Origin of the sequence: Sorangium sp. So ce204, assembly GCF_051526795.1 — a bacterium.
In the GTDB taxonomy this organism is placed as follows: Bacteria; Myxococcota_A; Polyangia; order Polyangiales; family Polyangiaceae; genus Sorangium; species Sorangium cellulosum_B.
Genome location: NZ_CP150317.1, coordinates 12,968,966 through 12,991,407, shown reverse-complemented (window position 1 = coordinate 12,991,407; position 22,442 = coordinate 12,968,966). Strand labels below are relative to the sequence as shown.

Genomic DNA, 22,442 nt, shown 5'->3' with positions numbered 1-22,442 from the left:
ACAAGCGAGCGACGTATGCCGGAGATGCGCTTCGTTATCGAGTGGCCGAGCGGCGAGCAGCAGGTCTGTTACTCTCCGTCGCTCGTCGTGAAGGAGCACCTCGACGTCGGGGAGAGCTACGAGCTCGACGACTTCGTGTCGCGTTGCCGGACGGCGCTCGATATCGCGAGCGAGCGGGTCTTCAAGAAATATGGGTTCCCCTGCAGCCTGGCGCGGGCCGAGGCGGCGCGCATCGCGAGCGCGGCCGCGCGGTTCCACGGCCGGAGCGGGGCCAAGGTCCGGGTCCTCAGGTTCGTCGAGTGACGGAGTCCTCAGGTTCGTCGAGTGACGGAAGGAGCAGGAGATGGTGACGAAGTCGAAGATGGAGCGCCTCCTCAGCGAGCGCCAGTTCCTCGTTTCCGCCGAGCTGACGCCCCCGCGTCACTACGATCTGGAGAAGTTGCTGAAGCACGCCCGAAACATGGCGGGCTGTGTGGATGTGGTGCAGATCAACGATCACCTGCTCTCGCAGGCGCGCTGCGCCAACATGGCAGTCGGCCATTTCGTGAAGCAGGAGGGGCTCGAGCCGGTGCTCCAGTTCTCGCTCCGCCACAAGAACAAGATCGCCCTCCAGGGCGACCTGCTCGGGATGGCGGCGCTCGGGCTCTCGAACATCATCGTCCTCGGCGGCTACCCGTGCGCCATCGGCTCCGATCCCGACGCGAAGGAGGTGAGCGACGTCGACAGCTACGCGGCGATCGAGCTGACCCGCCGGCTGACGCGCGAGGGGAAGCTCTTCAACGGAGACGTCGTCTCGCCGGCGCCCTACTTCCACGTCGGGACCATCGATTTCCCGTGCGCGGAGCAGGCGATCGCCGGGGCGATGGACCGGCTCGCCGCGAAGATCGACGCGGGCGCGAGCTTCATCCAGGTGCAGGCGGTGTTCGAGCTCGCGTCGATGCGCCGCTGGATGGCCGCGGTGGTGGAGCGCGGGCTGCACGAGCGGGCGCACTTCATCGCGGCGATCTTCCCGTTCGCGGGCGTGGATCGGCTGAGCTTCCTGCAGAAGGTGCCGGGCCTCGTGGTCCCCGATCACCTGATCGAGCGCGTCCGCCTGAGCGGCGACGCGGAGGGGGAGAGCTACCGGATCACGCTGGAGCTCATCCGCGGGCTCCGCGACATCCCCGGGCTCTCGGGCATCCACATGCGGTCCATCGGCGCGGAGGACTGGGTGCCCCGGCTGGTCGACGAGGCAGGGCTCCGGCGGTCGGCATGAGCCTCTAGCGCGGGGCTCCGCGCGCCGGACGGGGGGCCGGTGCCTGGTGCCTGGTGACGGGGCGCTTCGGGCGGCGCGCTCAGGCCTTGCGGGCGATCCAGAGCAGCGCGAGGCCGTTCATCCGGCGCTCGCGGCGGTCGACCTGGAGCCCTGCGCCGCCGAGCTCGCCGCCGAGCTTGTCCTCGGTGTGGCGGTAGGTGACCTCCGCCGCGTCGGCCCACGCCAGCATCGCGTGGGCCGTCGACGGGTTGTACCGGTGGCCGCGCAGGTAGCCGGCCATCGCGGCGCGGCTCATCGTGGCCGCGGGCTCGAGCAGCGCCAGGCGGCCGCCCGGGCGGAGGACGCGCGCCGCCTCGGCCAGCACCGGGCCCGGCTCGGGCAGGTGCAGGAGCAGGTTCGACGCGGTCACCACGTCGAACGAGGCGTCGGGGAACGGCAGCCGCGTCGCCAGCGCCTCCCGGAACGTCACGTTGTCCAGGCCGAGCGCCTTCGCCCGCTGCGCGGCGCGCTCCACCATCGCCGCCGTCGCGTCGATCCCGATCGACTCGTGGCAGCGGCGACCCATCTCGCGCGTCAGGCGGCCCGTGCCGCAGCCGAGGTCGAGGCACCGCTCCTCGACGCCCGGATCGACCAGCGTGACGAGCTCGTCGATGAGCGTCGCATAAGGGCCCTCCGCCTGCATGCGATCGAAGAAGTCGACGAGCTCGTGGAACGGGGTCGCCTGCTCTCGCGCCGCGTAGCGATCGCGCCACCGCCAGACGTCGTCGAGGGCCTGGTACGTACCCCGGTAATACAGGAGCGGCGCGCCCGCCTCCCCCCGGCCCGACGCGAGCACGCGACCGACGTAGATGATGTGATCACCCCCCTCGTACGTGTGCTCCACCTTGCAGTCGATGAAGGCCAGCACATCCTTGAGGATCGGGCTGCCCGACTCGGCCACGTGAGCCTCGGTGAGCACCGCCTGCCGATCGATGTCCGTGCCCTTGCCGGCGAACAGGTCCGAGAACTCCCGCTGCTGCTCCCGCAGGATGTTCACCGCGAAGACCCCGGACGCCGCGATGGCCGCGCTCGTGCGCGACCGCCTGTCCGCGCAGAACAGCACGAGCGGCGGGTCGAGCGAGACCGCGCTGAACGAGTTCACCGTCATCGCCTGCGGCGTGCCGTCCTGCACCGTGGTCACGAGCGTGACCCCGGTCGCAAACTGGCCCAGCACCTTCCGGAACTCCGCGGGATCGAAGAGCATGGGGCATAGTACGCGCTCGGCGCCCACCAGGGATCCAGGATCTGCGCGGCGCGCGGCGCCAGCACGCGCGCCGCGCACCGCGATGCGCGCGTCATGCAGCGGCGCCGCGCGGAAGATCACGCGCCGCGCAGCGCGCGCACTGCGGAGCTCACTCGGCGTCGCGCCGCGCCAGGTCCGGCGCGAAGGCCGGTATGCAGAGCGCGAAGTACTCGCTCTCCTCGTCGAACGGGTTGCTGTAGCGGACGCGCTGATCGGGCTCCGTCCAGAGGGCCTGGCCGGCCGAGACGTCGACCGTCTCGCCCGCGATCTCGGCGCGCACACGGCCGCGGATCACGAGCGTCAGCTCGCCGAACGAAGGCGTCTGCGCCGGCTCGCTCCAGCCCGGCGGGGCCACCATGTGCGCCAGGCTGAACCCCTCCGTGCCGGTGTTCACGCGGCCGAAGATCTCCTCGATGAGCTTGCCGCCAGGGACGGGGATCCGGGCCCTGGAGGTGACGAGACGGTAGGGATGCGCCATGGGGTACCTCGCGATCACATCGCGCGCGTCCGATCATCGGACACGCGGTAGAGCTGCATGAGCAGGTGACGGCCGCCGTACGGCTGCAGGTAGCGGATCGCGCCCGCCTTGCTCGCCCAGAAGCGATGGTAGCGCCGCGCCGGCACGGCGATGAGATCGCCCGCGCCGACCCAGATCCGCAGCCAATCGTCGTTCGTGCAGCGGATGTCGTAACAGCCCTGTCCCTCCACGAAGAGCCGCACCTCGTCGCCCAGGTGGCAGTGCTCATCCGCCTCTCTGGCGCTCTCCGCCTCGTCGCGCGGCTTGCTCCCGTCGCGGCGGACATCCTCGTGGTCCGTCCACCCGCGGTCCGCGACAACGCGCTGCAAGGCGAGCTCGGCTGCGCCCGGGTCGAACGCGCCGCACCGGATCCCTTCCGCCTCAAGCTCCGCCTCGGTGGCCTCGCCCTCGCCGTCAGCTCTCATTCGGATCGCACGCATGCGCACCCCTCCGGACTGCGCTCATCGAACCCTGCGCGCGCGCGACGTCAAGACGCTAAGAGCGCCCCAGCAGCCACAACAGGCCAGCAATGCTGAGCGCCAGCACACCGAGCGCGAGCAGGGCAATGAGCGCCTCTGTGAAGCCCCATCCACTTCCCTGCGCCGCGCGAGACACCGGAGCCGCTTCAGCGGGCTGCGCGAGCGGCGAACTCGTGCTCACCGAGGCAGGCGGAGGCGTCGGCGTGGAATGCGCTGCCTTCGGCTCCTCGATCGAAGGCGGCTCGAACACCGCGTCTGGACGGAGCGGCTCACACGGGCTGCGCTCGATCTCCGCGAGCGCCTCGGCGGCCGGGTGCTCGAAGATGAGCCGATCGCCCGAGATCGCGAGCACCTGTCCAGGACGCCAGATCGTATCGAACTGAGGCACCGGAGCGCCGTCGAGCGAAGCGCCCGAGCGCGATCCGAGATCTTGAACCGAGAATTGATCGCCCCTGCGGGTAATGGCCAGATGACGGCGAGAGACGTCCGGGTCGTCGAGGACGAGATCGGTGTCCTTGGCGCGCCCGAGGATGTAGGGCCGCGCCGCCTCCTCGATCCGCAGCGCGCGGCCGCTGTCGGGGCCCTCGACGACGACCACGCGCGGCGCCGGATCCTCCCCTTGCGCCGCGAGGCCGCGCGCGACGAGCTCGAGGGCGAGCTCCTTGGCGGCGGCCGCCGGGGCGGCCTTCGCGACCGCCGGCTCGATCCGGAGCAGGAGCCACACGCGCCCGATGCGGATGCGGTCGCCGCTCTTCAGGGGCATCGCCGTGCGCAGGGCGATGCGCGTCTTGCCGAGGAACGTGCCGTTCTCGCTGCCCTCGTCGAGGAGCAGGTACGTGGCGCCCCGCTGCCGGATCGACGCGTGCCGGGGGCTCACGCTCGTGTCGGGGAGGCGCACCTCGCAGCCCTCCGCGCGCCCGATGATGACGCGGGGCGCGTCCAGCGTCAGGGAGAGCTCGCCGCCGTCCGCCTTCCCCGCCCCGTCGGGCGCGAGCACCACGATCGTCAACGCCATCGATGCTGCCTGCGCGCGAGGGGGCGGCTCGGCCTCAAATCGCCGCCGTACGGCGCATCCGCTCGGTGGCGCTGAGGAGCTGGCGCACCGCCTGGTCCTGCTGCCGCGCCGCCTCCTCGATGCGCTTGCCGGCCTCGACGAGCTGCTCGCCGCCGCGCGTCTGGCTGCGGTGCGAGATGTTGAGGCTGTTGACCCCGTGCGAGATCTGCTCGATCGCGCTCGTGATCTGGCGGCCGCCGCGCGCCTGCTCCTGGCTCGACCGCTCCACGTGCTGCGTGATGGTCCGCATCTTCTCGGCGCTCTTCATGATGAGCTCCGAGCCGCGCGCCTGCTCCGCCGTGGCGGCGGCGATCTGCTGCACCGTCTCGGCGATGCGCCCGATCGCGTCCGTGACCTGCTTCGACCCCTTGGCCTGCTCGACCGTGGCGCGGGCGATCGCGCGCACCATGTTGGTCGACTTCTGCGAGCTCTCGAGGATCTTCTTGAGGGCCCGCTCGGCCTCGTTCGAGACCTCGACGCCGCGGTCGACGTTGTGGGCGCCGCGCTCGACGGCGGCGATCGCGTTCTTCGACTCGGACTGGATGGTCTTGATGAGCTCGGCGATCTCCTTCGTGCTGCCGCCGGCGCGCTCGGCGAGGTCCTTGATCTCGTCGGCGACGACGGCGAAGCCCTTGCCGTGCTCGCCGGCCTGGGCCGCGATGATCGCGGCGTTCAGGGCGAGGAGGTTCGTCTGCTCGGCGACGTCGTCGATGACGGCGAGGATCTGCCCGATCGCCTCGATGCGGAAGCCGAGGTTCGAGATGACCGCCACGGCCTCCTGGCTCGACTCCTTGATGCGGTAGATCTCGCCGATCGTCTTCAGGATCGCCTCGGCGCCCTTCTCGGCGTCGGTCGCCACCTCCTCCGAGAGCCGGGCCGTCTCGTTCGCGTTCGACTGGACCTGGTCGATCGAGACGTCCATCTGGTTCATCGAGGAGCTCGTCTCCTCGGCCGTCAGCGCCAGGGCGTCGACGTTCTTCGCGACCTCGCGGATGGAGTAGGCCATCTCCTCGATCGAGGAGACCGTCTCGCGCACGCTCGACCCGAGCTCGCCGACGTTCTCGGCGACCTCCTCGTTCGTGGCCGTCATCTCGAGGATGCTCGAGCTCGACTCCTCCGCGCTCGACGCGAGCGACTCGACCGACTGCGCGATGTTGGCGAGGGCCGTCGTCATCTCGCGGATGTACACGGTCGCCTGCTCGCTCGCGTGCATGACGCTGCTCACGCCGTCGCTGAGCTTGGGCAAGAGCTCGTCGAGGAGCACGGTGGCCTGCGCCAGCTCCGAGCGGCGCTGCTTGTCGCGCAGCTCCGCCTGGGTGATCCGCTCCGCGATGCCGCTGAGCTCCGAGTAGAGGCGCGACAGCTCGGGCGACGAGCCCGGCGGGACGCGCACCCGCTCGCCGGCGGTGGCGCGGAGCACGGCGTCCACGAGCGCGTCGACGTCGATGTCGGGGCCGCGCTGCGCGAGATCGTTCACCTTGCGGGTGAGCGTCGAGCACTCCCGCTCGAGGGTGTCGCGCTCCTTCGCGAGCCCGTCGCGCTCCCGGCTCAGGTTGTCCCGCTCCCGCTCGAGGGTGTCGCGCTCCTTCGCGATGCCGTCGCGGTCCCGGCTCAGGCCGTCGCGCTCCCTCGCGAGCTTGTCGCGCTCCTCGGCGAGCGCGTGGCGCTCCTCCGCGAGCTCGAGCTGGCGGCCGGCGATGTCGGCGATCTGCTCGTAGGTCTCGGCGACGTCGGCGGGGGCGCCCTCGGGGAGCTTGGGCCGCTTGCCCCGGGCGGCGCCGCGGAGCGCGTCGCGCAGGCCTCCCAGGGGGACGCCGCCCTTGGCTCCGAGGCTCGCGTACAGCACCGCCCCCGCCGCGGAGAAGCCGAAGACCATGAACAGCTGGCCCGAGAACTCCGCCAGCGACCTCGACGCGAAGCTCAGCCCGAGGCCGATGAGCGCGAGGATGGCGGCGATGGGGATGGAGAGCTGCTTGGCGTTCATTTCGTGCGTTCCAGCGCGGTCGAGCTGCGGCGCGCGCTGGCCGGCGCGCCAAGGGCGACCCCGAAGGACGACCGAGCGTAAGAGGCGAGTGCCCCCCGGTGCAAGGAGAGCGCGCGGCAGAGGCGCGGCAAGCTGCGGCGAGCTACCGCGGGCAGGCGAGCCGCGAACCGAGATCTCCTGGGCAGAGGCGCAGGGGACGGGCCCGCGCGGTTGGGGGAAACGCGATGAACTTGGACGATCTCGACCCGATGGCGTATGCACGGAGGTTGCGGCGGAGGAGGAGCCCGCCGCGGGGGCTCGGCACCGGCGCCGATTCCTCTAGGTTCGACCGCACCGACCCTGAACACCGCCGCGGACCGCGGCGGCCGCCCGGCCGTACCGGCGGCCGTCCGGCCGGGCGGGCGTGGCCGTCCCGCCATGTCCCTCGCCGCTCGCCTCCTGCTCGCCTTCGGGCTCGTCGCGATCATCGCGACGGCGTTCGTCGGGCTGACCCTCCGCGAGGCGTCGCGCGAGATCATCGAGGGCGGCTTCGCCGAGCGGATCGACGCGGCGCATGCAGGCGTCCGGCAGCAGCTCGCGTGGGAGGCCGACGCGCTGCGCGACCTCCTGCCGCCGCTCTGCCGGCACGACACGTTCGTCGACAAGGCCCATGTCGAGCTGGAGCGCGCCAAGGGCGACCCGGACGCGATGGACCCGGGGAGCCGCATCGCCCTCGCGCGGCTGGTCCCGAGCCAGGCCAAGGCGCTGCGCCTCGACGAGCTGTCGCTCGTGGCGGGCGACGGGAGCGTCCTCGGGGCCGAGGACGCCGCGCGCACCGGCGCGCGCGACAAGCGGCTCGCGGAGCTGATCCAGGCCCCCGGGGGCGCGCCGCGGCTCCGGCTGGCGAAGGCGGGCGGCGAGCCGTCGCTGGAGGTCCACTGCGCCCTGTCGCGCCACGGGGTGACCATCGGCCTCGTGGGGGCGCGGCGGATCGGTCCGGTCCTCGCGCGGATCGGCGAGGCGTACCATGTGCGCCTCACGGCGGCGCAGGAGGGGGAGCTCGCCCCTCGGAGCAGCGAGGCGGAGGTCGTGCGCGTCCTGCATTTCGCCGAGATCCCGGGCCTTGACGTCGTCGCGTCCGTCCCGCGCGATCCGCTGAGGCAGGCGCTCGTCCGGCTCGATCGCGCGATCGCGCTGACGGGCGCCACGGTGCTGGCGATCGCCGTCGCGATGGCCGTCGTGCTGGCGCGCAGCCTGTCGCGGCCGCTCGTGGCGCTGGCCCGCGAGACGCGCGAGGTGATGAGCGGCGCGCCGCGGCGCGTGGAGGGGCGCGGGGGGCGGGAGATCGCGGATCTCGCGGCGGCGTTCAGCGCGACCATCGACGAGCTCGCGGCGATGCGCAAGCGCCTGGCCGCGACCGAGCGCATCGCCGCGCGGCGCGAGGTCGCGCGCCAGATCGCCCACGAGATCAAGAACCCGCTGGCGCCCATCCGCGCGGCGGTGGAGACGCTGCGCCGGCTCCGTCAGCGCGACGACCCGGCGTTCGACGACTACTTCGCGGAGGCGACGTCGACGGTCCTGAACGAGGTGCACCGGATCGCGAACATCGTGACCGAGTTCACCCGGTTCGCGCGCCTGCCGCCGCCGAACCTCACGCCCATCGATCTCGTCGCGGTCGCGCGCGGGGTGGTCACGCTGCACGCCGCCCCGGCGTCGGGCGAGGCGACCTCCGGCGCGGGGTTGTCCTCCACCTCCGGTGCGTCGTCGCCGCGCGTCGAGCTCGTGGCGGATCCGATCCCGGAGGTCTCGGCCGATCGCGATCAGCTGATCCAGGTCCTCACGAACCTGGTCCAGAACGGGCTGGACGCCGCGAGCGCCATCCGGCGCGACCCGCGCGTCTCGGTGACGATCGGCCCGTTGCCGAACGACCGCGTGCGGATCGTGGTGCGCGACAACGGCCCGGGCGTGGCGGACGAAATGGTGCCGCGCCTGTTCGAGCCCTACGCGACCAGCAAGGAGAAGGGGACGGGTCTAGGCCTCGCGATCGCGCAGCGGATCGTGTTCGAGCACGGCGGTGAGATCACCTACCGCAAGGCCAAGAAGGGGGGTGCTGTCTTCGAGATCTGGCTACCCATCGCGGGCCCCCCTCTCCTGGAGAAGCCGCTGGGCGACACCACGGTGCGCCCGCGCCCCCCCGACGCGCCGCGCTCGTGAACGATCGCGCTCTCGCACGGCACGCACAGGTCAGCCGAATCGCAGGCTGCTCTCCCGCCTCTCGTCCGCCCTCCCCCGAGCGACGCCGCCGCCGACGGTCACCCGCACAGGAGACGGGCCCAGATCGGCGTTTTCGGCGCGGAAGCGTACTCTTGTACGCTGAGCACCGAAAACGCCGAGGTGGGCCCGGATCCGCAGCGGGTGACCGTCTCTTCTAGAGGGGTTGGCCGTCGGTCTTGCAGGCCGAGCTGCAGCCGTCGCCGCTCGTGTTGTTCGCGTCGTCGCACTCCTCGTACAGGCTCTGCCGCACGCCGTCGCCGCAGTAGGGCCCGTAGATGCACCCCGGCGCGCACTTGCCGTAGCCGCCGGTGTTGTTGCCGTCCCCGTCGTCGCACTGCTCGGGGCCGTTGACCACGCCGTCGCCGCAGCGCGGGCCGTACAGGCAGCTGGGGCCGCACTCGCCGTAGCCGCCGTCGTTCACGCCGTCGTCGCACTGCTCGCCGAGGTTGGCCTGCACCACCGAGTCGCCGCACTGGGCGCCGAGGCGGCAGTTCTCGCTGCAGCCGGTCGCCTCGTTCGGGGGATCGCACTGCTCACCCCATTCCTCGTCGACGCGGCTGTCGCCGCACTTGGCCGCCGGCGTGCAATCGGGGAAGCAGCTGCCGTAGAAGCCGTCGTTCACGCCGTCGTCGCAGGTCTCAGCGCCGTTGACGGCCGCGTCGCCGCAGTACGGCCCGTACGCGCAGTGCTGCGTGCACCCGTTGTAAGCGCCGTTGTTGTCGGCCTCGCCGAGGTCGCAGTCCTCCTCGTCGGGCTGCACCACGCCGTCGCCGCAGCGCGGGCCGTAGAGGCACATCGGCGCGCACTCGCCGTAGCCGCCGTCGTTGACGCCGTCGTCGCACTCCTCGCCGTAGCTCGCCTGCACCACCGTGTCGCCGCAGAGCGCCCCGAGCTGGCAGCCCACGCAGTTCGGGTCGGCAGGGTCGTCGCACTCCTCACCCCACTCCTCGTCGACGTTGCCGTCGCCGCACCGCGGGGCGGGCGTGCAGTTCGGGTTGCACGTGCCGTAGAAGCCGTCGTTGCTGCCGTTGTCGCACTGCTCGGGGCCGTTCGTCGCGCCGTCGCCGCAGTACGGCCCGATCTCGCACTCGATCGAGCAGCCGCCGTAGCCGTTCGCCGTGTTGCCGGCGCCGAGGTCGCACGCCTCGTACGGCGCGTTGATCGCGCCGTCGCCGCACCGGGGCGGGGCCACGCACCCCGGCGCGCAGGCGTTCGAGGCGTTGGCGTACGCGCTGTTGTTGACCCCGTTGTCGCAGGTCTCCGGGCCGTTCCTCTGGCCGTCGCCGCAGTACGGCCCGAGCTGGCAGTCGTTGCACTGGCCGTAGCCCGTCCCGTTCTCGGTGCCGTCGTCGCACTCCTCGCCCGGCGTCACGACCGGCGGGTCGACCCCGCACTGCGGCGTGCACACCGACGTGCCGGCGCTGAAGCCCGACAGCGTGAGCTGGTAGTTCGACCCCGTGACGTGGCGCTCGGCCTGGAACACCGCGATCTCGTAGACCTTGCCCGGCTCGAGGTTCAGGTCGACCTCGTAGGGGTTGCGGGCGTCCGCTGGGCAGACGTTCTGGTTGCAGGGGGTCACGCGGGCGTCGCCGTTGTCCAGGATGGTCACGCTCTCCTGGAGCTGCCCGTGGATGCCGCCGATGTCCGCGGTCAGCGTGTTCTTGATGAACACCCAGACGTCGTCGTCACCGAAGAAGGTGAGCACCGGATCGGCCGCAGCGCCGTTTGGCGTGAACTGGAACCAGTACCGGACCTCGCTCGTGAAGTAGAAGTTGTGCCCCTGGTCCTGCGCCTTCTCCAGCCCGGCGGAGACCAGGTTGTCGAGCACGGGATCGCCGTTCGGCTGGGTGCGATCCACGGGCCAGAACGGGTTCCGCTGGTACACGTATCTGCCGGCGTCCGGGAGCAGCTCGATGGTGGTGACGAGCGTCCTGTTGAACGTCGGGTTGTCCCGGTACCACCACTGGAAGTTGTTCTGCCCCGTGGTCCAGCCGTTCGCGTCGCTCGGCGTGACGAAGTCGGGGCCGAACCTGCTCACGGGCTTGCCGTCGGCGTCGAGAGTCGTCTGGACCGTGCGGTCGGTCTGAATGCCGCTGGCGTTGCTGGGCGTGATCTCGAAATCGAAGTGCCCGATGAGGCTGTCCGTCAGGTTGTTGTCGCACGCCGTGTTGCTGACGGTGCGGTCGTACGTGGTCGGGCACCAGCCGATGAAATCGCGGAGGACCATCGGCAGCCGCATCTCGGTGGGCTGAACGGTGCAGGTGTAGCCCGGCTCGATCGTGCACGTCGCGGAGCATCCGTCGCCGCTCACGGTGTTGCCGTCGTCGCACGCCTCGGTGGTGTCGCCGGGCAGGAGCATGCCGTCGCCGCACTTCGAGACGCACGCGCCGCCGCTGCAGTCCGGCTCGCCCTTGCAGTCCGGCGTGCAGCCGTCGCGCCAGTTGCCGTTGCCGTCGTCGCAGGCCTCGGTGCCCTCGCGAATGTTGTTGCCGCAGACGGAGTAACCCGTGCAGTCCTGGGGCACGGCGCTATTGCACACCCGCCCGGGCTCGATGCGGCACGTGTCGTCGCAGCCGTCGCCCGAGACGAGATCGCCGTCGTCGCACTGCTCGGCGCCGCGCTTGCGCCCGTCGCCGCAGATGGTCTTGCAGGGGAACCCGACGCGCGAGCAATCCCACCCGTCCTCGATCGTCTGGCAATCGGCGCTGCAGCCGTCGCCGCTGACCGGCGGGCTCTGCCCGTCATCGCACACCTCGGTGCCGCCGATCTTGCCGTCGCCGCACACGGGCGGCGGCGGCGGAGTGCAGCGCCCGCCGCCCGGCGGGCACGTCCAGCCGACCTCGATCTTGCACTGCGCGGTGCAGCCGTCGCCGCCCTCAGGGGACGTCCCTCCGCCGTCGTCGCACTGCTCGCCGAGCTGCACAACGCCGTCGCCGCAAAAGGTCCTCACGGTGCAGGGCTGGCCGGGCCTGCAGACCCAGCCCTCCTCGAGCCGGCAGTCCGCCGTGCAGCCGTCGCCGCTCTCCGGCGGGTCGTCGCCGTCGTCGCACTGCTCGTTGCCGCTCACGCGGCCGTCGCCGCACAGGTAGAGCGGGATGCACGGCTCGCCCGGCTCGAGGCACACGTACGCCGGGTCCTTCACCTGGCAGTCGGCGGAGCAACCGTCGCCGCCCACGGCGTTGCCGTCGTCGCAGAGCTCGCCCGGCTGCACCTTGCCGTCGCCGCACTCGATCAGCCGCACGCAGGGCGATCCGGGGGTCGGGCAGTTGTAATAGGGCTCCTGCCGGCACAGGCTCGAGCAGCCGTCGCCGCTCGCGGTGTTGCCGTCGTCGCACCCCTCGCCAGTCTCCTTGGCGCCGTTGCCGCAGACCGGCAGCCGCGTGCACGGCTGACCGGGCCGGCTGCACTGGAACCCCACCTCGCGCTTGCAGTCCGCGCTGCAGCCGTCGCCGGACGCAGGCGGGTCGTCGCCGTCCTCGCACTCCTCCGAGCCGTTCACGCGGCCGTCGCCGCAGTCGTAGAGCAGGATGCACGGCTCGCCCGGCTTCGGGCACACGTACGAGGGGTCGACGTAGTAACAGTCGGCGCTGCAGCCGTCGCCGTCGATGTTGTTGCCATCGTCGCAGAACTCGCCGGGGTCGACGACGCCATCGCCGCACGCGATGGTCAGCTCGCAAGGCTGACCGGCCGTCGGACACTCCCAGTAAGGCTCGATCTGGCACTGCCCAGAACAGCCGTCGCCCGGCAGCGTATTGCCGTCGTCGCAGGCCTCGGACGCCTGGTTCAGCGCCGCGTCTCCGCAGGCGGGGCCGGGAGGCAGGAAGCACTCGGGGGGCGGATCGTCGACCGCGCACGGGTCCGGCTCGCCGCCGCCGTTGCCGCCGAGGCCGATGCCGCTGCCCACCGTGAACTCGGGCTCACCCCCGGTGCCGCCGGCGCCGCCCACGCCAGGCGCGCCGCCGCCGGAGCTCGCGCCGCTCCCGGAGCCGGTCGCATCGCTCGTGGTCGCGCCGCCCCCGCCGCAAGCGACCGTGATCTGAAGCAATCCCACCGCCAAAGCCAGATAAGAAGTCCTTAACCCCACGGCCACCTCGATAACGCACGTTGCGCTCTTCCCGAGCAAACGGCGCTAGACACACTTTATCGTAAAAGTGCACCCCGGCTCCAGGCGAAATTGGCGGCGCCGCTGTGCTCGGCGCAGCGCTTCGTCCTGCTCATCATCCTGCTCACCGCCGGTAGCCGACGTGGTTCTGCGCCCAGGCGTCCACCTCGGCGCTGCGCTCTGGTCTCCACCTTGGTCTCGGCGCAAATTCCGATAATAATATCTATTTCCACCGTGACTCAACTCGGCTTCTGCCGACGAGCTCGCGGCTTGATGTCGAATCGAGCACGGCCGGAGTTCGATCTTGACATCGCCGGGCGCGCCGCGGATCAGGGCGGCGGCGGCGAGGTGTACGCGGGCCAGCCGCCGCTCACCCGGCGATCGGCGACTGGCCGTCTCAGGAAGGCAGCGGCTGCCCGTCGTTCCGACCTGGCCTGCGCCGCGCGACCTCGATCCCCGAGATGCAGACGGCCAGCCACACGGTGCCTGCGGCGAACCCCGCGAGCACGTCGCTCAGGTAGTGCACGCCGAGGTACATGCGGCTGAAGCCCATCGCCACGGTCCAGCCGAGCGCGAGCGCGACGAGCACGAGGCGAGCGCGCAGCGTCCGGAGGAGCAGGAGGCCCAGGTACGAGAGCATGCCAAAGGCGACGAACGTGCCCATCGAGTGCCCGCTCGGGAAGCTCCACCCCGCGGCCACCGCGAGCGGATCGGCGAACGTCGGCCGCGGCCGGGCGAACAGGGCCTTGAGCGCGGAGTTGAGGAGCCCGCCGCCGGCGAGCGCGAAGAGCCACCCGACCGCGAGGACCCGCCGGCCCCGCCTCAGCAGCGCCGCGGCCACGACGAGCGCGAGCAGCGCGAGCGCCCAGAAGCTGCCGAGGAGGGTGAACGCGCGGAGCGCCGCCACGCCGGCGCGGCTCGATGACGCGTGGAGCGCGCGCGCGAGCGCGAGATCGACGTCCACGATCGGCTCGCCCTCGCGCACCCCCTCCGCGAGCGCGACGAACACGAGCGCGGCCATGCTGAGCGCCAGCCCGAGGCCGAGGTGGATCACGAGGTACTCGGCCGCGGAGAGCTCGCGCAGCACCCGCGCGACCGCGGGGAACCGGGCCGAGAGGCGCCGCGTGGCCGGGTGCGCGGCCGCCGCGGCGTAGGCCCGGACGGCCCACGCCCACAGCGCCCGCGCGTGGCGGTCGGAGAAGCGCGCGACGGCGACGAGCCCGAGGAGCACCCCCACCGTTCCGATCAAGAGCAGCGCGAGCAGCAGAAAGGGCCGCGCGCCGACCGCCGAGGCCAGCTGCTCGGCGGGGAGGTCCAGCGCTTCCATGGCGGAGCTCTAGCACGCGGCCGCGCCGCGGCTCTCGCTCAGGGGACGAGCGACACGACGGCTTCCGGCGTCGCGAGATCGCTGATGTTGGCGACCCGGATCTCGTCCTCGGAGACGGAGTAGACGTGATCCTCCATGAAGACGCTCCGCTTCACGAACGACGTCGCGTTGCTCCACCAGCTCCCGCAGCTCGCGCCGCTCCCGCCCGCGCTCGCCTCGGGCAGCGGGTGGGGCACGCCCCCGACGGACGTGAAGCCCGCGCCGGTATCCACCTTGTAGACGAGCAGCCCGCTGAACGTCATCGTGTCGCCGAAGTCGCCGCCGCTCCCGCCCTCGCAGATCACCATGGGGATCCCGAGCAACCCCCGCTGGGTGAAGTAGTTGAACGCGAGGTGGTTGGTCGCGGCGTCGCTCGCGGAGCCGCGCGTCCCGATCACCTCCTTGTGTGTGAGCGTCGGCGCGTCGAGGTCCGTGACGTCGAAAATCTGGAGCAGGATCCCCTGGAACCACGCGAAGTCGCCCTGGTCGTCGGCGTCGTAGCCGATGCTCATGACGTGCCCCTCGTCGATCCTGTGCATGTAGGTCGAGAAGCCGGGGATCTTCAGCTCGCCGCGCACCCTCGGCGCCTCGGGGTCCGAGAAGTCGATGGTGTAGAGCGGGTCGGTCTTCTTGAAGGTCACGACGAACCCGACGTCGCCGTAGAAGCGGGCGGATCGGATGTCCTCGCCGGGAGCGAGCTGGTCCACCATCCCTTTGACCACGAGCGCGCCGCCCTCCTGCTTCAGCGACGCGACGGTGTTGTGCGTGTCCGGGTCGGGCAGGTGCCCGGTGGTGGTCGCGATGCGGAGATACCCCTCGTGCTCGCTGAGGGCGAACTGGTTGAGCACGCGCCCCTTCACGACGCCGCTCCCCAGGTACGCGCTCGGCGCCGCGCGCTCGCTCAGCGCGAACTTGTGGACGGTCGTCGCGTCGGGCATCGTCTCGCCGTCGTCGTAGAACCAGCCGTACGTCTCGCCGTACTGGTGCCGGCTCGCCACGTAGAGCGAGTCCGCTGTCGCGTAGACGGCGCCGGGCCTGCCCACGATCGTGGTCTGGCCGAGCGCCTCGGCGCCGAGCTCTGTCGAGACGACCGAGAGGAAGCTCTGCCCGTCGCCCGTGTTCGACAGGTAGAAGTTCTCGCAGCTCGCGAACGGGGCGTGGCTGCTCGTCGAGGCCACGCCGTCCCGGTACAGCGTGTCCTCCACGGTGGGCAGCTGGATGTCGAGCGGGGCCGCGTCGATCACGGCAAGGTTCTTCTCCACGAGCTTGTCGTACGCGCTGTTGACGGCGGCCACCGTGGACGGGTTGACCCCCTGCGCGGACAGGGTGCAGACATCGATGCCCTCTGGCCAGGTAGAGAGTCCCTCCACCACCGGCTCGGGGGAGGCCACGACCGTGTGCACGGCGCTCCCGATGCGCCGGGCGTTGAGGAACGATCCGGAGAACTTCAGCGTCCGCACGACGGTCGGCGCCGTGAGATCGCTGATGTCGAGCTCGGTGACCAGGAGCGGCGTGCCGTCGCCCGTGAACTCGCAATCGTATCCGTACGTGCATTCACCCCTGTAATAAGGGAGCTCGCCGTCAGGCGACGAGGACGGGGACAGCGACGAGTACACGAGGGCGCGCTTCTCGTGGACGAAGAGCTTCTTCGGCTCCCCCTCGATCGCGACCGACGCGACGCGGTGGATGTCGGCTGCGGGCCACGCGTCGAAGATCTGGAATTGCCCGTGGGCCAGGATATAGACGTTCTCTCCGTCGTTCTTGATGAAGTCGGCCTCGTCGACGTCCGCTTCCTGCGTGTTCGTCGTCGAGTACTCCGTGGCGGCCCCGTCGTCGACACCCCCGCCCCCTGACTCCTCGGCCGGCGGCGAGACGGGCCCTCCCGTGGAGGAGGAGGAGCCGGAGGAGGCGGATGCGACGACCCCGCCGTCCGCTCCGAACCAGTCGCACCCCGCCTCGAGCTGCTGCAGGGCGGACTTCCGCGCCACGTCGACCGACTTGATCATGTTCTGCTTCAGCCGTTCGCGGAGCAGCGCCTCGACATCGTCGCAGCTCGTCGCGGGCGTGAGGGCGCTCTGCGCCAGGCCCGTCTGCGCGGGCCCGCCCGATCCGCTCCCGTGCGAGCAGGCGGCGAAGCCGGCGCCTAGCGCCAGCAGAGAAACAAGCGTACAACCCCTGTAGAATGATCGCATGTGAGTCTCCGTGTCCGTCTGTCGTTCGGATCGATGGCCTCAGGAGAAGCACTCGACATGCCGAGACATTTCGTCAGCAATTACGGGTAGATACGGCGGACACCACCTGGCACATGCCGGCACAAACTGCGCCTGATACCTGATTGGGTCGGCGCGCAGGCGCCAGAGGGCCCAGGAGGAAGTGAGGAGCAAGAGGAGCGCCGCGGTGACACTGCGGCTCGGACGAGGCAGGGTGGGTCGAGGAGAGCACGAGGAGGGAGTGATGCAGGCGTGATGAAGAAGCTGGAGCTCGAGTCGTATTCTGCGCAGGCCGCCCGTTGGCCCTCGGCAGGACGCCACATCCTCGCGCAGTTCGACGCCGAGACCATCGTGGTCTATCAGGCGTACCGCCCGTCGATCGCGCGCCACGCGGCCCTGCACCAGCGGCTCGGAGGGCCGGAGTTCAGCTTTGGCCGCATGAGCTGGATCAAGCCGAACTTTCTCTGGATGATGTTCCGCTCGGGCTGGGGTACGAAGCCCGACCAGGAGGCGGTGCTGGCCATCCGCATCCAGCGCGCGGGGTTCGACGCGATCCTGGCGGCCGCGGTGCCGTCGGGCTTCGTGCCCGAGCTCTACCCGAGCGAGGAGGCGTGGAAGAGCGATCTCCAGCGCTCGGACGTGCGGCTCCAGTGGGATCCGGACCACCATCCGTCGGGCGCGCCGGTCGCGCGGCGGGCGATCCAGCTCGGCCTGCGGGGCGCGACGCTGCGGCGGTTCGCCGAGGAGTGGACGGTGGGCGTGGAGGACATCTCGGCGCTCGTGGCGGAGCAGAGGGAGGTGCTGCGCGGCCGGGGTGTCGGAGAGCTCGAGATCCCGCGGGAAGAGGTGTATTGGCCGACAGCGGCGGAGGCAGCGAGGCGGGTTGGGATAGAGCGCTGAGGGGCGCAGCGGGACGACGAGCCCTGGCCAGGGTAGCGGCGCTCCCCTACTGTCGGCGCCAATGGCTTCCAGCTCTCTCGGCTTTGCCGAGTCCCGCCAGCGGCGCACCGCCCAGGTCCTGCTGTTCGTCACCCCGGCGCTGTTCACCGCCAACATGCTGCTGGCCCGCGCCACGGCCGATTTCATCCCGCCGGTGGCGCTGGCGGAGCTGCGCTGGACGGGCGTCGTGCTGGTGCTGCTCCCCTTCTGCGGCCGCGAGCTGTGGCGCGCCCGCGCCGCGCTGCGGCGCGACTGGGCCCGATATGCCCTGCTCGGCCTGCTGGGCATGGGCATCTGCGGCGCCGGCGTCTATCACGGCGCCGCCACCACCACGGCCACCAACATCGGCCTGATTTACGCTGTCTCGCCGGTGATCATCATCCTGCTGTCACGGGCCATGTTCGGAGAGCGGCTCAGCCGGCGCCAGGGCCTGGGCGCCGCGCTGGCGCTGACCGGCGTGCTGGTCATCGTGCTGCGCGGCGACCCGGCGGCGCTGCTTTCGCTCAGCTTCAGCACCGGTGACCTGATGATCCTCGGCGCCGCGATCTCCTGGGCGCTTTACACGGTGCTGCTGAAGCGATGGCCCGATCCGCTGGGGGTCCAGGCGCGGCTCACCGCGATCGCGCTGGCCGGGGCGATCCTCCTTGTGCCGCTGCTCGGCTGGGAGCTGGCCAGCCGCGGCGCGCCGCATTTCGACCTGCGCACCATCGCCACCGTGCTGACGCTGGTCCTGGTGCCGGGCGTCGGCGCCTATGCCACGTACAGCTATATCACCGAGCATCTCGGCCCCAGCCGCACTGGCCTGCTGCTCTACCTCTCACCGGTCTATACCGCCGTGCTGGCGTGGCTGCTCCTCGGCGAGGCGTTTGCCCTCTACCACTGGCTCGGCGCGGCGCTCGTCTTGCCGGGCCTCTTCTTCGCCACCCACAAGCCGAAGACGACCTGAATCCCCCGCGCTCGGCGGCCCGACCCCTGCCCGAGCGGCTGCGCTCGGCCGAGCTGCCGCCGCCCTGCGGCCCCAGGGGCCGCTCCGGCCGGCGCGCGCTGACGCGTCGCGCCCTCCATGATTTTGCCGCGCCCTCCATGATCTTGCGTATCTTGCGCGGCGCCCCCTCGTGCGCAGGTTCTCTTCCGGCGCCTGCGGGCTCCCGGTGCTGGGCTCGGCGCCTGCTTGACAGAATCCTCCAGCAGCACCAGACAGATCCCTCCAGATGATGACGAAGACCACCACCCTGCCCGTCGTGCTCCTGACAGCCCTCGCCCTCGCGACCGCCGGCTGCGATTCCAGCGGCAGCGGCGGGCGGTCCAAGGAGCGCTGGGCGACCACCGAGAATACCACCGTCGAGCTCGACTTCGACAAGGTCAACGAAGCCTTCAAGGCGGCCGAGGGGCCCGAGGACTTCGAGCGGCGCGTCAACGAGATCTACCAGGGGAGCGAGGTCATCAGCGTCGCCGTGCAGGACCTGGACGCCAAGACGCAGGTCGTCACCGGGTTCTTCGACAAGAACAGCGACGGCGGCGTGCAGGACCCCGAGAAGGTGTTCACGATCCGCCGTGACGTCTCGGGCGAAGGCGCCGCGCAGATCCAGACGTCCGGGTTCGGCCCCTACGGGTACTACCACTCGCCGGTGATGAGCCTGGCGTCGGGCATGCTCCTCGGCGCCATGGTGTCGTCGGCGCTGCGCCCGAACTACGTGCCGGTGTACACGCAGCCGTACACCACGCCGCCCGGCCGCGCGCCCGATCTGCGATCCCAGCGCGACGCCTACCGCGCCTCGAACCCGTCCAGCGTCGACAGCAGCAAGTCGTCGCAGACAGGGCGGCGCTACAACAACGCTGGCGGCAGCCGCTTCGGCAGCGGCAAGTCCGGCGCCGGCTCGCGCTTCGGCGTCCGCCGCAGCGAGCGCGGCCGCAGGCCCGAGCGCCTGGTCGCGTAGCCGCGCGCCGGCCGCGATGCAGCCCCTGCGAAGCATCTCCGAGCTCCCGTTCCGCTGCCGTCCCGCGCTGGAGCTGCTGAACCTCGAACAGCACCGCGACGAGCCGGACGTGGAGTCCACGCAGTTCGGCTGGTGCCGGGTGGACGCGCTCTGGCTGGATGGCCGCGCGGGTCGCGGGCCGCTCCTGGTGACCGACGCGCTGGTCGTGGCGGTGCACTCCGCGGACGAGCCGGAGGCGCTGTCCGACGACGTGGAGCTCGAGTTCTTCGTCGAGGAGGTCGCCGAGGACTACTCGGTGACCGTGCTCCTGTCGGCGTTCCTCGAGCGCTGGCTGCCGGCCGCGCACTCGGGCGAGCGCGCCATCGTGCTCGCCATGTGCAACCCCCACGCCGCGCGCATCCGGCGGCCGGAGGCGGCGGGGCGCACACCCGTGTATTATGCCGACGGCGACGTCGACGCGTGGCTCGACACCGACGCAGACGGTCGCCGGCACATCCGCCTCGAGGCGGAGGCCTGGCGCATCGCGGAGTGAGACGATGTTCGAAGGACGCAAACAGCCGATCGTGTCGCGCGAGCAGAAGCTGGTCTATGCCGGCATCTACGTGCTGAAGAAGATGGACCTGAAGCCCGCCGATGGAGGCATGGAGATGCCCCTCGTGCTCCCGTCCGAGCTGAGCCCGCTGGAGGACGTCCTGCAGGAGCTCGTGAACGCGGACCTCGTCGAGGTCAACCGCCGCAAGGCGCGGTTCGAGCTCACCAAGAAGGGGCTGGCCTACCTCGGCGAGATCATCGACGAGGCGGAGGCGCTGGTCGACGAGTTCGACGACGAGTCGCTCGAGGACGCGGTGGCCGAGCTCCGCATGCGAAACGTGGACGTGCTGCGAGCCCGGTTTCTGTGGGGCTGGTACGACGGCGAGCTGGACGATCTGGTGCTCTTCCAGCAGCGCCGGGGCGTGACGCCGGTCGAGCAGTGGTGGGCCGACTACCTCATGAGCGACGCGTTCTACGAAGAGCTGCGGCGCGACTACGAGTGAGCGCGAGGGCGGCCGTCAGCGCGGTCGGGCGCGCTCCCCCATCGGCCGCGTGAGGAGCCGCCGGAAGAAGGGGGATCACGACTGACGGGTAACCTCGACCACGGCGCGTTCCGCGTTCCGCGCGGCGCGAGCGCGCGGCATGGGAGGCGCCGCCCGGGCGTTTTGATAGTCTCGCCCCTCGCCTCGTGGACACTCCCGCCCGCCGCCCGCTCTTCCCTCACCTGCCCGCGCTCGACGGGCTGCGCGGGCTCGCCCTGCTCGGCGTCCTCTTCTTCCACGCGAACGGGATGCTGCGCGGCGGCTTCCTCGGCGTCGATCTCTTCTTCGTCCTCTCGGGCTACCTCATCACGTCGCTCCTCCTCGCGGAGCACGAGGCGCGCGGCGCGATCTCGCTCAAGGACTTCTGGATCCGCCGCGCGCGCCGGCTCCTCCCGGCGCTCCTCGCGCTCGTCCCGGTGGTCGTGCTCCACGGGCGCCTCTTCGGGCCGCCGAGCGCGCTCGGCGGCCTCCGCGCCGACGTGCTCGCGACGCTCGGCTACGTCGCGAACTGGCGCGCCATCTACGCGCACAGGAGCTACTGGGAGATCTTCACGTCGCGCTCGCCGCTCGAGCACACGTGGAGCCTGGCGATCGAGGAGCAGTTCTACGTCGTCTGGCCGCTCGTCATCGTCTTCGTGCTCTCGCGGTGGTCGCGCCGCGGCGTGCTCGTCCTGACGCTGGCGCTGGCCGCGCTCTCCGCGATCGCGATGCTCGCCCTCTTCGCGCCGGAGAGCACGACGCGCGTGTACATGGGCACGGACACGCGCGCCTCCGGCATCCTGCTCGGCGCCGCGCTCGCGACGGTGCTCACGCCGCGCGCCGCGCTCTCCGCGGGCGCGGTGCGCCTCCTCGACGGCGCCGGCGTCGCCTCGGCGGTCGGCCTCGCCATCGCGTGGTCCGTGTTCGACGGCCAGTCGTGGCTCCTCTACCACGGCGGGTTCTGGCTCACGGAGCTCGGGGCCCTCGTCCTCATCGCGTGCGCCGTGCAGGGCTCGCGGAGCCTCGTCGCGCGCGCGCTCGCGTGGCGCCCGCTCGCGTGGGTCGGCACCATCAGCTACGGCGTCTACCTCTGGCACTGGCCGGTGCACGTGTTCGTGTCGAGCGATCGCCTGCACGGCCCCGCCCTCACCGCGCTCCGCTTCGCGGTAACCTTCGCGGTCGCGCTCGCCTCCTACCGCTTCCTCGAGAAGCCGATCCGCGAGCGCGGGCTGCCGAAGGGGCGCTCGTTCTGGGCGGTGCCGGCCGGCGTCACGCTCGGCCTGCTCATCGCCGTGCGCGCGACCCACGCGCAGGACGGCGAGGCGCCGAAGGGCTCCGCGATGGTCGACGCGCTCGTCACCGCCGTCGTGAAGGACGACGTCACGTTCCGCGTCGTCGTCGTCGGCGACTCGACAGCGAACACGCTCGGCTGGGCGCTCCGCGGCCTGCAGGAGCGCGGGCTCGCGGTGGACCTCCACGGGCGGGACGGCTGCACCATCATGGCGGACCTCTGCGGCATGACCGAGTGGCCCGCGCTCCTCGCGCAGGCGAAGCCCGACGCCGCGGTCCTCTACCTCGGCGGCGCCTTCATGCACGGCATCACGGTGAACGACGAGTGGACGAAGGCGTGCAAGCCGGCGTGGCACGAGCGCTTCGAGACGAACCTCGTCACGAACCTCGACAAGCTCCGGAACCCGCACGGGCGCGTCTGGATGGCGACCGTCCCCTACGCGCTCGGCGACTGGGACACGAAGGACGTCCGCGAGCAGGTGACGTGCATCAACCGCTCGATCCGGAAGGTCGTCGCGGCGCTGCCCGACGTCGCGCTCCTCGACCTCCAGGAGAACATCTGCCCCGGGGGCGAGTGCCGGCGCATGTACGAGGACGGGGCGATCCGGCCCGACGGCGTGCATTTCACGATCGAGGGGGCGCGCGGCGTGGCGCAGTGGACGCTCGCGGAGCTCCGCGCGAAGCGCGCCGCGGCGGACCCCGGGCCGCTCCGCTGAGCGGGC

Annotated in this window: 17 protein-coding genes; 9 read left to right on the top strand and 8 right to left on the bottom strand. The window is 71.3% G+C overall.

Going from position 1 to position 22,442, the window contains the following annotated elements:
- Window positions 1–15 precede the first annotated feature (15 nt).
- On the top strand, window positions 16–303 hold the full coding sequence (locus WMF22_RS49225) for an MSMEG_0570 family nitrogen starvation response protein (RefSeq protein WP_437296759.1): 288 nt from the start codon (window positions 16–18) through the stop codon (window positions 301–303).
- Between the two features lie 40 nt (window positions 304–343).
- A complete protein-coding gene (locus WMF22_RS49220) occupies window positions 344–1,255 on the top strand; it encodes a methylenetetrahydrofolate reductase (protein WP_012241607.1) in 912 nt (303 codons plus the stop codon).
- Window positions 1,256–1,334: 79 nt separating this feature from the next.
- Here the strand turns inward: WMF22_RS49220 and WMF22_RS49215 are convergent, their stop codons facing one another.
- From WMF22_RS49215 to WMF22_RS49195, 5 genes are all read right to left on the bottom strand, one after another.
- Complete coding sequence (locus WMF22_RS49215) at window positions 1,335–2,498, bottom strand: flavin reductase (protein WP_437296757.1); 1,164 nt, start codon at window positions 2,496–2,498, stop codon at window positions 1,335–1,337.
- Between the two features lie 148 nt (window positions 2,499–2,646).
- Window positions 2,647–3,015, bottom strand: coding sequence for a cupin domain-containing protein (locus WMF22_RS49210; RefSeq protein ID WP_437296756.1), 369 nt, complete (start codon window positions 3,013–3,015; stop codon window positions 2,647–2,649).
- Between the two features lie 14 nt (window positions 3,016–3,029).
- Window positions 3,030–3,494: a hypothetical protein gene (locus tag WMF22_RS49205; protein WP_437296755.1), complete on the bottom strand. Its 465-nt coding sequence runs from the start codon at window positions 3,492–3,494 to the stop codon at window positions 3,030–3,032.
- A gap of 55 nt (window positions 3,495–3,549) precedes the next feature.
- On the bottom strand, window positions 3,550–4,548 hold the full coding sequence (locus WMF22_RS49200) for an FHA domain-containing protein (protein WP_437296754.1): 999 nt from the start codon (window positions 4,546–4,548) through the stop codon (window positions 3,550–3,552).
- Between the two features lie 34 nt (window positions 4,549–4,582).
- The gene (locus WMF22_RS49195; protein ID WP_437296753.1) at window positions 4,583–6,571 is read right to left on the bottom strand and encodes a methyl-accepting chemotaxis protein; all 1,989 of its coding nucleotides are present in this window, start codon (window positions 6,569–6,571) and stop codon (window positions 4,583–4,585) included.
- Window positions 6,572–6,988: 417 nt separating this feature from the next.
- Between WMF22_RS49195 and WMF22_RS49190 the strand changes: the two genes are divergently transcribed.
- Window positions 6,989–8,764 carry an ATP-binding protein gene (locus WMF22_RS49190; protein ID WP_438034256.1) on the top strand — a complete coding sequence of 592 codons (1,776 nt, stop codon included), beginning with the start codon at window positions 6,989–6,991 and terminating at the stop codon, window positions 8,762–8,764.
- Between the two features lie 214 nt (window positions 8,765–8,978).
- Here WMF22_RS49190 and WMF22_RS49185 read toward each other — a convergent pair whose 3' ends face one another.
- The 3 genes from WMF22_RS49185 to WMF22_RS49175 all read right to left on the bottom strand — a co-directional run bounded on the left by WMF22_RS49185 (window position 8,979) and on the right by WMF22_RS49175 (window position 16,484).
- Window positions 8,979–12,869 (bottom strand): DUF4215 domain-containing protein, encoded by a 3,891-nt coding sequence (locus WMF22_RS49185; RefSeq protein WP_438037345.1) that lies wholly within the window; start codon window positions 12,867–12,869, stop codon window positions 8,979–8,981.
- Window positions 12,870–13,323: 454 nt separating this feature from the next.
- Window positions 13,324–14,253: a phosphatase PAP2 family protein gene (locus WMF22_RS49180; RefSeq protein WP_437296751.1), complete on the bottom strand. Its 930-nt coding sequence runs from the start codon at window positions 14,251–14,253 to the stop codon at window positions 13,324–13,326.
- 38 nt (window positions 14,254–14,291) lie between these two features.
- On the bottom strand, window positions 14,292–16,484 hold the full coding sequence (locus WMF22_RS49175; protein WP_438034255.1) for a beta-propeller domain-containing protein: 2,193 nt from the start codon (window positions 16,482–16,484) through the stop codon (window positions 14,292–14,294).
- Between the two features lie 273 nt (window positions 16,485–16,757).
- Here WMF22_RS49175 and WMF22_RS49170 point away from each other — a divergent pair, with 273 nt between their 5' ends.
- The 6 genes from WMF22_RS49170 (at window position 16,758) to WMF22_RS49145 (ending at window position 22,436) form a co-directional block, all read left to right on the top strand.
- Complete coding sequence (locus WMF22_RS49170) at window positions 16,758–17,402, top strand: DUF4291 domain-containing protein (protein ID WP_438034254.1); 645 nt, start codon at window positions 16,758–16,760, stop codon at window positions 17,400–17,402.
- A 61-nt stretch (window positions 17,403–17,463) separates the two neighbouring features.
- The gene (locus tag WMF22_RS49165; protein ID WP_438034253.1) at window positions 17,464–18,387 is read left to right on the top strand and encodes a DMT family transporter; all 924 of its coding nucleotides are present in this window, start codon (window positions 17,464–17,466) and stop codon (window positions 18,385–18,387) included.
- Between the two features lie 265 nt (window positions 18,388–18,652).
- Complete coding sequence (locus WMF22_RS49160) at window positions 18,653–19,378, top strand: hypothetical protein (RefSeq protein WP_437296747.1); 726 nt, start codon at window positions 18,653–18,655, stop codon at window positions 19,376–19,378.
- Between the two features lie 16 nt (window positions 19,379–19,394).
- A complete protein-coding gene (locus WMF22_RS49155; protein ID WP_438034252.1) occupies window positions 19,395–19,910 on the top strand; it encodes a hypothetical protein in 516 nt (171 codons plus the stop codon).
- Window positions 19,911–19,914: 4 nt separating this feature from the next.
- Window positions 19,915–20,412 (top strand): hypothetical protein, encoded by a 498-nt coding sequence (locus WMF22_RS49150; RefSeq protein WP_437296745.1) that lies wholly within the window; start codon window positions 19,915–19,917, stop codon window positions 20,410–20,412.
- Window positions 20,413–20,597: 185 nt separating this feature from the next.
- Window positions 20,598–22,436 carry a DUF459 domain-containing protein gene (locus WMF22_RS49145; RefSeq protein ID WP_438034251.1) on the top strand — a complete coding sequence of 613 codons (1,839 nt, stop codon included), beginning with the start codon at window positions 20,598–20,600 and terminating at the stop codon, window positions 22,434–22,436.
- Window positions 22,437–22,442 lie beyond the last annotated feature (6 nt).

Bases quoted from the DNA above. Each gene is read 5' to 3' on its own strand.
- WMF22_RS49225 (WP_437296759.1), top strand. From the start codon at position 16: ATGCCGGAGATGCGCTTCGTTATCGAGTGGCCGAGCGGCGAGCAGCAG.
- WMF22_RS49220 (WP_012241607.1), top strand. From the start codon at position 344: ATGGTGACGAAGTCGAAGATGGAGCGCCTCCTCAGCGAGCGCCAGTTC.
- WMF22_RS49215 (WP_437296757.1), bottom strand. From the start codon at position 2,498: ATGCTCTTCGATCCCGCGGAGTTCCGGAAGGTGCTGGGCCAGTTTGCG.
- WMF22_RS49210 (WP_437296756.1), bottom strand. From the start codon at position 3,015: ATGGCGCATCCCTACCGTCTCGTCACCTCCAGGGCCCGGATCCCCGTC.
- WMF22_RS49205 (WP_437296755.1), bottom strand. From the start codon at position 3,494: ATGCGTGCGATCCGAATGAGAGCTGACGGCGAGGGCGAGGCCACCGAG.
- WMF22_RS49200 (WP_437296754.1), bottom strand. From the start codon at position 4,548: ATGGCGTTGACGATCGTGGTGCTCGCGCCCGACGGGGCGGGGAAGGCG.
- WMF22_RS49195 (WP_437296753.1), bottom strand. From the start codon at position 6,571: ATGAACGCCAAGCAGCTCTCCATCCCCATCGCCGCCATCCTCGCGCTC.
- WMF22_RS49190 (WP_438034256.1), top strand. From the start codon at position 6,989: ATGTCCCTCGCCGCTCGCCTCCTGCTCGCCTTCGGGCTCGTCGCGATC.
- WMF22_RS49180 (WP_437296751.1), bottom strand. From the start codon at position 14,253: ATGGAAGCGCTGGACCTCCCCGCCGAGCAGCTGGCCTCGGCGGTCGGC.
- WMF22_RS49175 (WP_438034255.1), bottom strand. From the start codon at position 16,484: ATGCGATCATTCTACAGGGGTTGTACGCTTGTTTCTCTGCTGGCGCTA.
- WMF22_RS49170 (WP_438034254.1), top strand. From the start codon at position 16,758: ATGAAGAAGCTGGAGCTCGAGTCGTATTCTGCGCAGGCCGCCCGTTGG.
- WMF22_RS49165 (WP_438034253.1), top strand. From the start codon at position 17,464: ATGGCTTCCAGCTCTCTCGGCTTTGCCGAGTCCCGCCAGCGGCGCACC.
- WMF22_RS49160 (WP_437296747.1), top strand. From the start codon at position 18,653: ATGATGACGAAGACCACCACCCTGCCCGTCGTGCTCCTGACAGCCCTC.
- WMF22_RS49155 (WP_438034252.1), top strand. From the start codon at position 19,395: ATGCAGCCCCTGCGAAGCATCTCCGAGCTCCCGTTCCGCTGCCGTCCC.
- WMF22_RS49150 (WP_437296745.1), top strand. From the start codon at position 19,915: ATGTTCGAAGGACGCAAACAGCCGATCGTGTCGCGCGAGCAGAAGCTG.